General features: G+C 40.9%; 13 protein-coding genes. 12 read left to right on the top strand and 1 reads right to left on the bottom strand.

What is annotated here, in order from left to right; all coding sequences use genetic code 11:
• The first annotated feature begins 65 nt into the window (after positions 1–65).
• From proX to emrB, 5 genes are all read left to right on the top strand, one after another.
• Entirely contained in the window at positions 66–1,061 is a 996-nt protein-coding gene (proX, locus tag PSF28_RS18915) for a glycine betaine/L-proline ABC transporter substrate-binding protein ProX (RefSeq protein ID WP_210840350.1), read from the top strand.
• A gap of 130 nt (positions 1,062–1,191) precedes the next feature.
• Entirely contained in the window at positions 1,192–2,391 is a 1,200-nt protein-coding gene (locus PSF28_RS18910; protein ID WP_272666423.1) for an MFS transporter, read from the top strand.
• 664 nt (positions 2,392–3,055) lie between these two features.
• The gene (gene mprA / locus PSF28_RS18905) at positions 3,056–3,571 is read left to right on the top strand and encodes a transcriptional repressor MprA (protein ID WP_210839886.1); all 516 of its coding nucleotides are present in this window, start codon (positions 3,056–3,058) and stop codon (positions 3,569–3,571) included.
• A gap of 219 nt (positions 3,572–3,790) precedes the next feature.
• Complete coding sequence (gene emrA, locus PSF28_RS18900; RefSeq protein ID WP_210839885.1) at positions 3,791–4,972, top strand: multidrug efflux MFS transporter periplasmic adaptor subunit EmrA; 1,182 nt, start codon at positions 3,791–3,793, stop codon at positions 4,970–4,972.
• A gap of 14 nt (positions 4,973–4,986) precedes the next feature.
• A complete protein-coding gene (gene emrB / locus PSF28_RS18895) occupies positions 4,987–6,525 on the top strand; it encodes a multidrug efflux MFS transporter permease subunit EmrB (protein WP_210839882.1) in 1,539 nt (512 codons plus the stop codon).
• Between the two features lie 159 nt (positions 6,526–6,684).
• Here the strand turns inward: emrB and PSF28_RS18890 are convergent, their stop codons facing one another.
• On the bottom strand, positions 6,685–7,779 hold the full coding sequence (locus PSF28_RS18890; protein ID WP_210839880.1) for a tRNA/rRNA methyltransferase: 1,095 nt from the start codon (positions 7,777–7,779) through the stop codon (positions 6,685–6,687).
• 169 nt (positions 7,780–7,948) lie between these two features.
• Between PSF28_RS18890 and PSF28_RS18885 the strand changes: the two genes are divergently transcribed.
• From PSF28_RS18885 to PSF28_RS18855, 7 genes are all read left to right on the top strand, one after another.
• On the top strand, positions 7,949–8,650 hold the full coding sequence (locus tag PSF28_RS18885) for a tRNA-uridine aminocarboxypropyltransferase (protein ID WP_210839868.1): 702 nt from the start codon (positions 7,949–7,951) through the stop codon (positions 8,648–8,650).
• Between the two features lie 228 nt (positions 8,651–8,878).
• Complete coding sequence (locus PSF28_RS18880) at positions 8,879–11,524, top strand: bifunctional acetate--CoA ligase family protein/GNAT family N-acetyltransferase (protein ID WP_272685478.1); 2,646 nt, start codon at positions 8,879–8,881, stop codon at positions 11,522–11,524.
• A gap of 159 nt (positions 11,525–11,683) precedes the next feature.
• A complete protein-coding gene (gene pssA / locus PSF28_RS18875) occupies positions 11,684–13,039 on the top strand; it encodes a CDP-diacylglycerol--serine O-phosphatidyltransferase (RefSeq protein WP_272685496.1) in 1,356 nt (451 codons plus the stop codon).
• Between the two features lie 67 nt (positions 13,040–13,106).
• On the top strand, positions 13,107–13,439 hold the full coding sequence (locus PSF28_RS18870) for a YfiM family lipoprotein (protein WP_210839864.1): 333 nt from the start codon (positions 13,107–13,109) through the stop codon (positions 13,437–13,439).
• 119 nt (positions 13,440–13,558) lie between these two features.
• Complete coding sequence (locus PSF28_RS18865; RefSeq protein ID WP_115167768.1) at positions 13,559–13,882, top strand: antibiotic biosynthesis monooxygenase family protein; 324 nt, start codon at positions 13,559–13,561, stop codon at positions 13,880–13,882.
• Positions 13,875–14,282: an amino acid-binding protein gene (locus PSF28_RS18860; protein WP_272685477.1), complete on the top strand. Its 408-nt coding sequence runs from the start codon at positions 13,875–13,877 to the stop codon at positions 14,280–14,282. Before PSF28_RS18865 ends, PSF28_RS18860 begins: the two co-directional genes overlap by 8 nt.
• Positions 14,263–14,973, top strand: coding sequence for an ArsR/SmtB family transcription factor (locus PSF28_RS18855; RefSeq protein ID WP_210839857.1), 711 nt, complete (start codon positions 14,263–14,265; stop codon positions 14,971–14,973). Before PSF28_RS18860 ends, PSF28_RS18855 begins: the two co-directional genes overlap by 20 nt.
• The last annotated feature ends 80 nt before the right edge of the window (positions 14,974–15,053 follow it).

Raw genomic sequence — 15,053 nt, 5'->3', positions numbered from 1 at the left:
GGCACCTAACTTGGCACTTAGCATGAAAGCCAAGCTCGCTGCGAAAAAACAGAGGGAACAATATAATGAAACATAAAATCATTCTTGCATCTGCACTAACAGCCATGTTTGCCGTCCCATTTGCCGGTGCTAACGACCTGCCAGGTAAAGGAATCAAAATTAACCCAGTGCAAAGCACGATCAGTGAGGAAACATTCCAAACACTGATTGTGGCGAAAGCCCTTGAAGAACTTGGCTATGATGTTCAACCCATCAAAGAAGTCGACTATAACGTGGCTTACGCATCCATTGCGAACGGCGATGCGACTTACTTAGCCACCAGCTGGGTTCCTTTACATAACGCACAATATGACGCTGCGGGTGGCGATAATGTGTTCTATCGTCAAGGCAATTATGTTGTTAATGCAGCCCAAGGCTACCTCATCGACAAAAAAACAGCAGAAAAATACAATATTACCAATGTTGAACAACTCAAAGATCCTAAAATTGCCAAGCTCTTTGATTCAAATGGTAATGGTAAAGCGGATTTAACGGGATGTAACCCAGGTTGGGGCTGTGAAGCGGCCATCAATAACCATTTAAAAGCCTATGACCTAGAAAAAACGGTCGACCATAACCAAGGTAACTATGCGGCAATGATGGCAGATACCATTACCCGATATAAAGAAGGTAAGCCTATTTTATATTATACATGGACACCTTATTGGATAAGTGATGTTCTCAAGCCCGGTCGTGATGTGGTTTGGTTAGAAGTGCCATTCTCTTCAATGCCAAATGGTGAAAAAACAGATACAGCTCTACCTAACGGAAAAAACTATGGTTTCCCACCAAATACCATGCATATCGTCGCCAATAAAAAATGGGCTGCGGATAACCCAGCAGCGGCAAAATTATTTGAAGTGATGAAGCTACCTATTGCCGATATCAATGCACAGAACTTAAGAATGCATAACGGTGAAGCATCACAATCGGATATTCAACGCCACACAAATGCTTGGATCAAAGCCCATCAATCCACTTTTGATGGCTGGGTAAAGGAAGCACAAGCAGCCGCTAAGTAAAAATAAACAACCCGATTAATAACCTCAGCCACCCTAGTCGGTGGCTTTTTTACATCAATGACAAAAAGAAATAAACCAAGGTAATAAATTTTGTTTATAGTAGTCACCTAGCTAATAATAGGTAATCCTCATGAAACAGACCCAAACTGCAGAGTTGACAACGGGCCTCACTATTTTAATGGCCATTGCCACAGGCCTTGTCGTTGCCAGTAATTACTATGCTCAACCGCTTTTAGAGACCATTGCGGGGCAGTTTAATTTAACAACCAATATGGCTGGGTTTATTGTCACCGCCGCGCAACTCGGTTATGCCGCAGGTTTACTGTTTTTAGTTCCTTTGGGAGACTTATTTGAGCGTAAACGCTTAATTTTAACCATGACCTTTCTTTCCGCATTAGGGTTATTAATTACAGCGCTTTCAAATAATATTTGGCAAATCCTTTTAGGTACCGCCCTTACAGGGCTATTTTCTGTTGTTGCACAAGTTCTGATCCCTCTCGCGGCATCTATTGCTAAGCCACACAAACGAGGTAAAGCAGTGGGAATGATTATGAGTGGCTTATTGCTGGGTATTTTACTTGCGAGAACGGTTTCAGGTGCTGTTGCTATGGTCGGTGGCTGGCGTGCTATCTATTGGTTGGCCTTTGCGCTATTGATGCTCTTAATGATTGTTCTAGCCATTAAACTTCCACGTTATCATCAAAAAACTAACTTAAACTACTTTCAGCTCATTTGCTCTATTGGCCGGCTATTTTTCGGCACTCCAGTGCTCGCGGTACGCGCTTCTCTCGGTGCACTATCATTTGCTAATTTTGGTTTACTGTGGACCGCAATGGCTTTCTTGTTAGCCAGCCCGCCATTCAATTATTCCGAAGGGACTATTGGTTTATTTGGCTTAGTCGGTGCCGCAGGTGCACTTATGGCTTCCCAAGCAGGGCATCTGGTCGATAAAGGAAAAGGAAAGCGCATTACAACTATCGGATTGGTATTGTTACTATTGTCCTGGATACCTATCGGCTTAGCTAAATATTCCCTCGTCGCATTTATCATTGGTGTATTAGTGTTAGACCTTGCAGTGCAAGCCGTTCATGTCACTAGTCAGAGTACGTTATATCGTATATTACCAGAAGCTCGTAACCGCCTAACTGCTGGCTATATGACCAGTTATTTTATTGGAGGCGCACTAGGATCTCTACTTTCAGGTTATGCCTATGAACATGCAGGTTGGGAGGGCATTGCCGTTGCAGGTGCAATCTTAACCACCATAAGTTTAATTATTTGGGCTATAGGGATTCGCTTTGATCCCGTTATCACCACAACTGATGACTAAATATGACTCATACCGATATCAATACGTTTTTAGATAAAAATTGACGAGTCCACACATCAACATATAAAAAGTTATAATGTATTAAAAATTATACGGTTCAATTTTATCCACCCAATATGTTGAATATTGAACAAATAAACAAACCATCACAGAACTGATAGTTATCAGGTGTAATAGTAAACAAAGTAAATATTAGTGAATGACACAGTTAAACAAATACAATGACTCGATAAAAAGGTAGTATCCCTGTTAATAAATCAAATTACTGTTTCATCAAATAATGTTTTAATTATACAAAAATAAGTAATTACACCTACAAATTAAAAATATCTATCTAACTTGTAATTATTGGGTAACAAAAAAAATGGTATTGAGTTAATGTCATGTGATTATATATTGTTTTGTATGATTGGAATTAGCCTTTAATTTAGCATTAGGTTGGTTGTTTTATAGCCAAAACTGACGCACTCTGAGTGAAATAGTCAATGGGCTATACTAAAACTGGCAAATTACATTCATAAAATTTATGAATCATGTATCATTATCAAAATAAAATCGGCGATATTAATTAAGTATAATTGCTAATTCTATCTTTTAATATACCATTTAGATGGTTGATGACAGTTGTAATCTTACCAACTGAAACTAATAAGGTATCCCAATAATGGAAAGTTCATTTACACCGACTGAAGAGCTACTCAATGCTCGTGTAGAACAACAAGATTCACATGAAAGTCCTATTCCATATCAAGAAATTCTGCTAACACGCCTATGTATGCATGTTCATGGGAAATTACTTGAAACTCGGAATAATATGTTAAGGTCTCAAGGTATTAATGAAACACTGTTTATGGCGCTCATGATCCTTGATACAAAAGACTCCCGCAGTATTCAGCCATCTGAGCTCAGTGCAGCTCTTGGTTCGTCAAGAACCAACGCGACACGAATTGCAGATGAACTGGAAAAAAATGGTTGGATTGAACGCAAAGAAAGTCACAACGATAGACGTTGCCTTCATCTACACCTCACAGAAAAAGGGACTGAATTTTTAAATGGTCTATTGCCACCTCAACACAGCGCATTAATTGATATTTGGTCTGTTTTAGATGCTGATGAAAAACAACAGCTTGACACGCTGATGCGTAAATTACTGACAAAACTAGATACTATAAAAGATTGACCACATAAATTGTAAGGTTAATGTATTTGAGCCATTCTTTAGCTCAAAGCTGAAAAAATACTTTTCAGCCAATAATATTTCATTATCCTTTCACCATTGTGCTTTACGATATCCCATCAAGCAGCAAAATCATTTGTAGTCTCAGTTTCCAGTAGTGGTTAATACCTAACTACTGGAAACAACCGTGACCCTTATCCATAGAAGTGGAGAAATACGAGTATGAGTTCCCCTGAGGAAATGCAACAAACGCAAACTCCCCAACGAAATAAAAAAAGACAACGCAAAAATGCGCTTATCTTTTTGACTCTATTATTTATTATTATAGGCGTTGGCTGGGCGGTCTACTGGTATCTCGTTCTTCGCCACTATGAATCAACTGACAACGCTTATGTCGCGGGTAACCAAGTACAAATACAATCCCAAGTTTCTGGGAGCGTTATGACAGTCAATGTGGATAATACCGACTTCGTGACAAGTGGAACTGTTTTGGTTGAACTAGACCCACGTGATGCAGAATTAACACTCGATAAAGCAAAAACAGAATTAGCGAACAGTGTACGCCAGACTCGCCAGCACATGGTTAATAGCCGCCAGCTACAAGCCAACATTGACGTAAAACGGTCTGAATTAAACCGCTTACAGAATGATTTAAAACGTCGCGAAGTTTTAGGCAGTAGCCATGTCATTGGTAAAGAAGAACTACAACACGCGAGAGAAGCCGTTGTCAGTGCAAAAGCTGCATTAGACATGGCAATAGAACAATATAATGCTAATCAAGCCATTGTTTTGAATACCGCAATTGAAAAACAACCCGCAGTAGAACAGGCCGCGACACAAGTTAGAAACGCTTGGCTCACCCTACAACGGACGAAGATCGTCAGCCCTGTTGATGGCTATGTTTCACGTCGAAGTGTGCAAGTGGGTTCACAAATTACCCCTTCAACACCATTGATGGCTATTATTCCGTCCAATGGTATGTGGATTGATGCGAACTTTAAAGAAACACAACTTGCGGACATGCGTATCGGTCAACCTGCGAAGGTCACGACTGATTTTTACGGTAAAGATATCGTGTTTAACGGTACTGTAGTTGGGCTTGATATGGGAACAGGTAGCGCATTCTCTTTATTACCTGCACAAAATGCCAGTGGTAACTGGATCAAGGTAGTCCAACGCCTCCCCGTGCGTATTGCCTTAGATGCAACCCAGCTTGAAGAACATCCACTACGTATCGGTTTATCCACTGAAGTTACGGTTGATACATTGGATAAAAACGGCAAAGTACTTTCGAAAGGGATGCGCGATACCCCTGCTTACCATACTGCTGCATTAGCTGTCGATATGTCTCCTGCAGATAAAATAGTTACTGAGATAATTAATAATAACCTAGGAAATCAATAGGTGGAGGTGCAATCGTGGCGACAGCACCTTTAACGGGATCAAAACTCGCATGGATGACGATTGCCCTTTCGTTGGCAACATTTATGCAAGTTCTTGATTCCACCATTGCTAATGTAGCTATTCCGACCATTGCTGGAAATTTAGGGGCATCCAACTCACAAGGAACATGGGTAATAACCTCTTTTGGTGTTGCCAATGCAATTTCCATCCCTATTACTGGTTGGTTAGCGCGTAGAATCGGTGAAGTCAGGCTATTTTTATGGTCCACAGGCTTATTCGCTTTAACTTCATGGCTGTGCGGTATTTCTGGCAGCTTAGAGATGTTGATCTTATTTCGTGTTTTACAAGGGTTAGTTGCAGGACCGCTCATTCCTTTGTCTCAAAGCCTGCTGCTTAATAATTATCCTCCAGCCAAGCGCAACATGGCCCTCGCCCTTTGGTCAATGACTATCGTTATTGCTCCTATTTGCGGACCGATTCTTGGTGGTTATATTAGTGATAACTACCATTGGGGCTGGATATTCTTTATCAATGTGCCATTTAGTATTGCAATCATTTTTGCCATCATGCGTACCTTAAAAGGTCGTGAAACTAAAATATCTATTCAGCGTATTGATACTATTGGTTTGGTACTATTAGTTGTCGGTATTGGTGCTTTACAAATCATGCTTGACCAAGGCAAAGAGCTGGATTGGTTTAATTCGACTGAAATTATCGTCCTAACCGTTATTGCCGTTGTCGCTATCGCCTTCTTAATTGTCTGGGAACTCACCGATGACCATCCTGTCATCGACTTATCCCTATTTAAAGAACGCAATTTTACGATCGGCTGTTTATCCCTAAGTTTGGCTTACATGCTCTATTTCGGGACGATTGTACTACTGCCGCAATTGCTACAAGAGGTTTATGGCTATACTGCGACCTGGGCTGGGCTAGCCTCTGCTCCTGTCGGGTTATTACCGCTACTGATTACGCCAATTATAGGGCGTTTTGGTAACCGAATTGATATGCGTTATTTAGTGACATTCAGCTTTATTATCTATGCAGTTTGTTACTATTGGCGTGCTTATACATTCGAACCCGGAATGAGTTTCGCTGAAGCCGCTTGGCCGCAATTTGTACAAGGTTTAGCTATCGCTTGTTTCTTTATGCCTTTGACAACCATTACATTATCTGGTCTACCACCAGAGAAAATGGCCTCTGCATCCAGTTTATCCAACTTCACTCGTACCTTAGCTGGAGCCATCGGGACATCAATTACCACAACGATGTGGACCCAAAGAGAGTCAATGCATCATGAAAATCTCGCTGAATTTGTAAACCCATACAACCCAAATGCTCAACAGATGTACAGTGAGCTGGCAAAAATTGGTATGAACGAGCAACAAAGTGCGGCATACCTCGCTAAAACGATTACTGACCAAGGCTTGATTATGTCAGCAAATGAGATATTTTGGCTTTCAGCTGGAATTTTCATTCTACTAATGGTCATTGTCTGGTTCGCTAAGCCACCATTTGGGGCAGGTTCGAAAGACGGCGGCGGTGCTCATTAATCAGCCCAACCCCATATAATTTTATGGGGTTCTCTGAGGCTCTTGGCAAAATTTTCATACTGATTCAGTAAGTTGCCTTTGTGGCAGAAATAAAAAAGCCATACAGAGTGGGATATGCATCCTTTATGTATGGCCTTATTTTTTTATAAAACGTGAGGGTTATTTAACTTGGTTTTGTTGCCACCACTGGGCCAACATAATTCCCGTTGCAACAGATACATTCAAGCTTTCCACTTTACCTGTTCCACCAATATACAGACTCATATCGCCTTGATCCCACGTACTATCACTTAAACCATCACTCTCTTGGCCTAAAACTAATACCATTTTGGCAGGTAACTTCGCTTTTGCGAGATCTTGACTGCCTTTATGGCTGGAAGTCGTCACAATGGTATAACCCGCTTTGCGGAATTTATCCAAAGTATCTGTTAATCCATCTGCATCAATCGCTTTAATGTGCTCAGCACCGCCTTCTGCAGTACGAATTGCTGCACCAGACTCCAGCATACCTGCATCCTGCAAAATCACACCCTTGATACCGAAATGCGCACAGCTACGCATAATACCGCCCAGATTATGTGGATTCCCCACATCTTCCAGTGCTAATACGCAGTCATTACCTGTCGCTTGCTGCAAATATGCATCTGCACTCATTCCACCACGTTTTTTGATGATAAAACAGACACCACCATGATGTTCAGTTCCTGATGCTTTCGATAATTCCTCATCATCTACCACGTGGTAAGCCTTGCGATTTGCCGCCATCCATTTTAGCGCATCTCGAAAACGCGGTGTGACGGATTGCAAGAACCATGCACGAACAATCGCATCAGGGCGGTTTTTAAACATGGCTTGGCAGGCATTCTCACCATAGATACGAGTTTCTTCCTGGCGCTGCTTACGCAGTTGTTCAGGATCAATTTGACTCTTGCCAACGATTCCACCGTGGTCATTCGCTAATTCTTCGCTATCTGGCTTAGAAACAGTACGCCATGGTGAACGTTCACGAGGTTCCTCATTACGGTTATCGGAGCGACGCCCTTCACGACTACCTTCAGGGCGATTTGAGCGGCCACCACGATCTTGACGGGCACCATCTCGTCTATCGCCACCACGCTTGTCATTACCACGCCTATCGTCACGGCCACCGCCTCGGCGTTTATCATTGCCTTTATTACTGTCCTGCTCTTCACTGCGGACATACATCACTTTTACTTTGCCGTTTTTACCACTAAAATCATTTGAGTCGTTCATCACTATCCCCTACTAAGCTATGGCGCGAAGATTACATGATGTTGCATGGCTACGCTACCGATTCACACTATTATCTCATCTAAAAGTTATTGAATATACTTCTATCGCATAGAAATCGTTTTGCGTACAATATGCGCCTTCCTTTTAGACCTAAAAAATATCACTCAACATGACTTCGAATGCCGTTTATCACCTGCGTCAACAGCGCCTCGCATTATCGACTAAACCGTTTAAAGCGCGAGGCTGCCGAGTAAAACGTTGTCAATATTGCTTATTACCTATCCCACAATGCCTGTGCCAAGACACTGTATCGTCACAAGCAAAAAGTCAATTCTGCTTGATTATGTTTGATGGTGAAGTATTTAAGCCAAGTAATACGGGTAAATTGATTGCGGATATTTTACCCAACACTTTGGCCTTTCAGTGGTCAAGGACAGAGCCTGATGCCCAGCTACTGGCGGCATTACAAGACACCTCAAGGCAACCTTATCTCATCTTTCCAGAAAGCTACGCTCAAAATGAACGCGTTGTGGTCAATGAGCCTACTTTGTCGGATAAACCCGCTTTATTTATTTTACTCGATGGAACCTGGCCAGAAGCACGTAAAATGTTTCGTAAAAGTCCTTATCTTAATAATATTCCAATGCTTTCCATTAATACCAAAGCAAGGACTGACTATTTACTACGTACACCATCAAAGGAAGAACAACATTGTACCGCTGAAGTTGCAGCTACCGTTTTAGAATTAGCGGGAGATTTAAACGCTTCACAACAACTATTTAGCCACTTCAATCTTTTCCGTCAAAAATACCTTCAAGGAAAGCCGCATCACCCTATTGCACAGATGCTACTTACCGCCCCCCACCTCTAACTATTTATTGGTACTGTTTTTCTCTTTCTTTTCGAGGCCAGTACCATTAAATGACAATTTTTAGATCATCGTACTGATAAAACGTGAACGTGCTTGTATAAATTAATTAAACTCACCAGATAAACTAGCGCAATCGCAAAGATAAGGCATAGTATTCATAAGTATCACTCAGCCACTTTTTATCTATTGAACATTTATCTCGTTCAGCAAAGCAAAGGGTTATCAACCATGGGTTTAGTCAGTCAGTTAGAATCTTTATTCCGGCCAAAGTCTATTGTTGTCGTTGGAGCATCTGAAAACCCGAGCCGTGCAGGTTCGGTGATGATGAAGAACCTACTTACCAGCGGCTTTAAAGGCCCTATTTTACCTGTTAACCCAAACCGAAACTCTGTCCTTGGCGTACTTGCTTATCCTTCCATAGATAAATTACCACTCAAACCCGACCTTGCCGTTATCTGCACTCATTACTCACGTAATGTCGCCTGTTTACAGCAATTAGGGGAAGCTGGCTGTAAAGTAGTTATTATTTTATCATCCCCTTCCATTCAGTTTAATGAATTAAAAAAAGTCGCCCAGCAATATCAAATTCGCTTATTAGGCCCGAATAGCCTCGGTTTTCTCGCCCCATGGCAAGGTCTGAATGCCAGTTTTTCCCCGATTCCAATCTTAAAAGGAAAACTCGCTTTTATCTCACAATCTGCCGCTGTATCAAATACCGTTCTGGATTGGGCAAGACACCGAGACATCGGTTTTTCTTATTTTATTGCCCTTGGTGATAGCATCGATATTGATATTGACGATTTACTCGATTATTTAGCCCGTGATAGTAAAACCAGTGCTATTTTGCTGTATCTCGAAAGCATTAGTGATGCGCGACGTTTCTTATCTTCATCTCGCAGTGCTTCACGTAATAAACCTATATTAGTGATAAAAAGCGGTCGAACCCGCAAAGCACAAGAACTTCTAGGTGATAAACCTAGCCTAGATGCCGCTTATGACGCCGCAATCCAGCGTGCTGGGCTCCTTCGCGTGCAAGATACTCACGAAATGTTTTCTGCGGTTGAGACATTAAGCTATATGACACCATTACGCGGTGAGCGTCTGTCAATCATGAGCAATGGCTCAGCCCCTGCCGCGATGGCACTAGACGAGCTTCTCTTACGTAGTGGCAAACTTGCAAAGCTAAGTGTTGAAACAGAAAATGAATTAAGCTCACTGTTACCTCTTGATTTATCGACGCAAAACCCGATTGACTTGGGGGATGATTCCACCGTTGAACGCTATATCAATGTACTGAACAAAATGCTCGACAGCCACGACCATGACGCTTTATTGCTTATCCACACCCCCAGTGCGATAACGGAAAGTAAAACCATGGCAGAAAAAATGATTAAAACGATTAAGCAGCACCCACGAGGGAAATGGCTAACCATCTTAACCAACTGGTGTGGAGAATATTCATCTCAAGAATCTCGTCGGCTATTTAGTGAAGCTGGGATCCCAACCTACCGTACGCCAGAAGGGGCAATCACAGCATACATGCATATGGTGGAATATCGCCGTAACCAAAAACAACTCAAAGAAACTCCGGCTCTACCTGTTGGTATTACAGCAAATACTCAACAAGCTCATGAATATATTCAACAAGCACTGGAAAATAATCAGCTACACTTGGATACACATGAAGTTCAACCTATTTTAAAAGCCTACGGGTTAAATAGCTTACCCACATGGATAGCGCACTCTAGTAATGAAGCCATTGAAATTGCAGAAAAAATTGGGTATCCCGTTGCCTTGAAATTGCGTTCTCCTGATATTGTTCATAAGTCAGAAGTACAAGGGGTCATGCTCTACTTGCGTAATGCTAAAGAGGTAGAAGATGCCGCCAAAGCAATTATGGAGCGTGTTTCAACAAATTTCCCTAACGCACGAATTGAGGGACTATTGGTACAAAGCATGGCCAATCGAGCTGGCGCTCAAGAACTCAGAATCGCTGTTGAGCTAGACCCTGTTTTTGGCCCTCTCATCATGTTAGGAGAAGGCGGTATTGAGTGGCAACAAGAAAGCCAAGCTGCTGTCGCTCTTCCCCCGCTAAATATGGCTTTAGCTCGCTACCAAGTTATTAATGCCATCAAAAGTTACAAAATTAAATCTCGAAGTGCTTTAGAACCCTTAAATATCATAGGGTTGTCAGCTCTATTAGTACGTGTTTCAAATTTAATTATTGATTGCCCGAATATTACAAGGTTAGACATTCACCCATTGCTTGCCTCAGGGGATGAATTTACGTTACTTGATGTCTCCATGACTCTAAGCCCAACAGATGATGCAACAACATCAAGGTTGGCAATTCGCCCTTACCCTAGTGAACTTGAAGAAACGATTCATTTAAAAGAAGACCTTACTTGCTTACTACGTCCGATCCTCCCTGAAGATGAGCCTTTGCTAAAATCCTTTATAGAACAAGTCACTAAGGAAGATCTTTATTATCGCTACTTTAGCGAAATTAGTGAGTTTACCCATGATGACCTCGCCAATATGACTCAGATTGATTATGACCGGGAAATGGCTTTTGTTGCAGTAAAAAACCCTAATACAGCTCCTGAAATTATTGGTGTCACACGGGCGATGGCTGATCCTGATAACCAAGAGGCTGAATTTGCAGTACTGGTTCGTTCCGACATGAAAGGGCAAACGCTCGGTTATCAACTGATGCAAAAGTTACTTAACTATACTCGGAGCCACGGCATTAAAAAACTGACGGCAATAACTATGCCTGAAAACCGTAATATGATTAGCCTAGCGAAAAAACTCGGCTTTGAAATTGACGTTCAGTTTGAAGATGGAGTAGTTAATCTGACACTGCACTTATAGAAATATCCAAGAACACGACTCAACTTGTATAGTAATTAAACAAGTCATCAATTTATACTAAATGGTTTGGCTAAATATGCTATCATCCATAGATCATTCGCTTAAAAATGTGCGCAAAGCGAGTTGCTATTAGACTAATAAGAGAAAATTCACACTGTGATGTTGTCAAAATTAAAACAAGCAAAACATCAACAATATTTGGTCAGTTTGCCAAAACTATCTCAAGAAATTGCTGATGTAAAAACGCTATATAAGACAGAAGATTTTCGTGATGAACTGCTTAAACAAATCTCTCAAGCTCAAAATACTATCTACATAACGGCATTGTATTTAGAGAAAGACGATGCAGGTAAAGACGTACTTCATGCTCTATATTCTGCAAAACAAGCTAATACATCATTGGATATCAAAATTCTCGTAGACTGGCACCGTGCTCAACGAGGCCGGATAGGGGCTGCTGCAAATGCCACAAATGCCGATTGGTATTATGATGTTGCAAAACATTACCCTGAAATTGAAATCCCTATCTACGGTATTCCTGTAAATACACGGGAAGCACTGGGTGTTCTGCACCTAAAAGGCTTTTTATTTGATGATACTCTGCTCTATAGCGGTGCAAGTATTAATGACGTCTATTTACAGCGTCATAATAAATACCGTTATGACCGTTATCACCTTATCAAAAACAGCCAACTTACCGCATCAATGAAAAAATTTATTGATGACGCATTGTTACAGTCTGACGCCATTCATCTATTAAATACACCGACTCGGCCAAAAACAGCTGAATTTAAGCACCTAATTAAACAATTCCGTCTGAGCTTACGAGATACGTCCTATCAGTTTTCAGGGAATGCATCAAATGATGAACTGTCTGTTACTCCCTTTGTTGGCCTCGGCAAGAAAAACGATTTAAACCGTGTTATCACTCATTTAATGGGTTCAACAAATAATAAGCTAACAATCTGCACGCCTTATTTTAATTTACCTGCGGTATTAGTCAGGGTTATTAGCCGGTTACTCCGTGATGGCAAACAAGTAGAAATTATCATTGGTGACAAAACTGCCAATGACTTCTACATTCCACCAGAAGAACCCTTTAAAATAATTGGTGCATTACCATACCTTTATGAAATCAACCTCCGCCGTTTTGTTAGTCGCTTGCAACGCTTTATTGATAGCCAGCAGTTAACAGTTAGGCTCTGGAAAGACGCAGACAATACCTATCATCTAAAGGGGATGTGGGTTGATAATCACTGGCAATTGATCACAGGCAACAACTTAAACCCACGCGCTTGGGGGCTAGATCTTGAAAACGCAGTACTAATTCACGACCCGAAACAGCAATTGCAAGAGCAACGAAATCACGAACTAGAGTGTATTCGAACTCATACTAAGGTTGTTAGCCATTTTCGTGAACTAGATAGCATCCAAACTTATCCAGTGAAAGTGAAAAAACTTATTCGTAGGCTACGTCGAATACGAGTGGATCGGTTAATTAGTCGGATTTTATAATACATCTCAATTTAGCGTCACTTAAGTGGCGCTTTTTACATTCATCATCTGGATAATGATACCTAATATGTTTAAGCCATTAATTTTTAGCTTACTTATATTTTCCATCTCAGGATGCAGTGGTTTTCATTGGTCCAATGACAATTGGAAAGGTAAAGATAAAGCACAACATTTTGCATTCTCAGCCGCTATGGCTGCAGCGGGTAACGCTTATGCAGATAGACAAAATATGGGGCACAGAGAAGCGGCGCAGTTCGGGGTCTTGTTTTCAGTTTCATTAGGTGCCGCAAAAGAATTATATGATAGCCGGCCTGAAGGCACCGGTTGGAGCTGGCATGATTTTGCTTATGATATTGCGGGTTCTATCGCGGGTTATAGTTTATATCAGTCCTTAAAGTAACCCTCTCCTTACTTCCCATTCATTTAAATCCCCCCTGTTATTTTCAATATTTCGTTCACTATCGAAGTATCTCTTAATTAATACTCTATAGTTGAGCTCTCAATATTAAGGAGAGACTTATGATCGCAGTGATTTTCGAAGCCATCCCAGTACCAGAACAAAAAAATCGTTATTTTGAACTAGCCGGTCAACTAAAATCTGAACTTATGCGCATAGAGGGATTTATTTCGGTTGAACGTTTTCAAAGTATAACCACTGAAGGAAAAATTCTCTCTCTTTCGTGGTGGGAAACAGAGGAAGCAGTGAAAAATTGGAAAAAACATTTCATGCATATTGAAGCGCAAGTTGAAGGACAACAAACCATTTTTTCTCATTATCGAATTCGAGTTGCCCATACCCTAAAGGATTACTCATTCCATAAAGAAGATAATTTTAATGTATGATATTCATGTGATTCTTGAAAACCAAGTAGGTGCTTTAGCACTATTGGCGACAACATTAGGGAAACATGGTATTGGCCTTGAAGGTGGTGGTGTTTTTTCTATCGAAGGAAAAAGCCATGCTCATTTTCTCGTCACCCAGCCAGAAAAAGCAAGCAATGCTCTGGCTACCGTAGGGCTGAAGGTTGAAAGTATTTCAAAACCTGTGATCCGCAAATTAAAACAAGAACGCCCAGGCGAACTTGGAGAAATCGTTTCTCTGCTTTCACGCCACCAAATTAATATCTTAGTCCAATATAGCGACCATAATAACAGGCTAATATTAATAACAGACAATAATATATTAACTGCTGAAGTCACAAAGAAGTGGGAAAGCCTACCATATGATACCAAGCAAAAATAGTATTCTCATTGAAGAGAAAGAGCCATTAGAGAAATCTATCGCAAAAGTTGCATTTGCGATTGCTGACCCTTCAAGAGTCAGCATTTTGTGTGCATTAATGGATGGTAGAGCATGGACAGCAACAGAATTAAGTGCAGTTGCAGATATAGCACCATCAACAACAAGTGCACACCTCACTAAGCTATTAAATAGCCACTTAATTAGCTGTCTATCTCAAGGAAGGCATCGTTATTATCGACTTGCAGGCTCAGATATTGCCGAATTATTAGAAACATTAATGGGGGTATCCATGAAATTAGAGTATACCCCACCAATAGCAACACCTATTCATCTGCGAAAAGCACGTACTTGCTATGATCACTTAGCAGGGGAAGTTGCTGTTCAGATCTACGAATTTATGGATAAAAATGGTTGGTTTACCGCTAAAGAAAACAAGTTATCAGATATTGGTATGGCGCAATTTAAAAAATTTGGGATAGATATTATTCCTCATACAAAACGAAAAATAGCATGCGCTTGCTTGGATTGGAGTGAAAGGCGCATGCACCTAGGAGGACTTGCAGGAGCCTTGCTACTACAATTCTTTGAGGAAAATAGATGGATAGATAAAGCAAAAGGCTATAGAGAAATTACTTTTACTTCCAACGGTAAAAAAGCTTTAAAGCGTATTTTTGATATTAATATTGTTTAACCTACAATAGGCTATTATCGATAAAATTCAGTATGTTAGAAACACAAAAAAGCCTCGTGATTTTCATCACGAGGCTTCGA

The sequence above is a fragment of the Providencia sp. PROV130 genome (assembly GCF_028482225.1).
Classification (GTDB): Bacteria; Pseudomonadota; Gammaproteobacteria; order Enterobacterales; family Enterobacteriaceae; genus Providencia; species Providencia rettgeri.
Note: the sequence above shows the minus strand (reverse complement) of the source record. Positions and strands in the feature narration are given on the sequence as shown.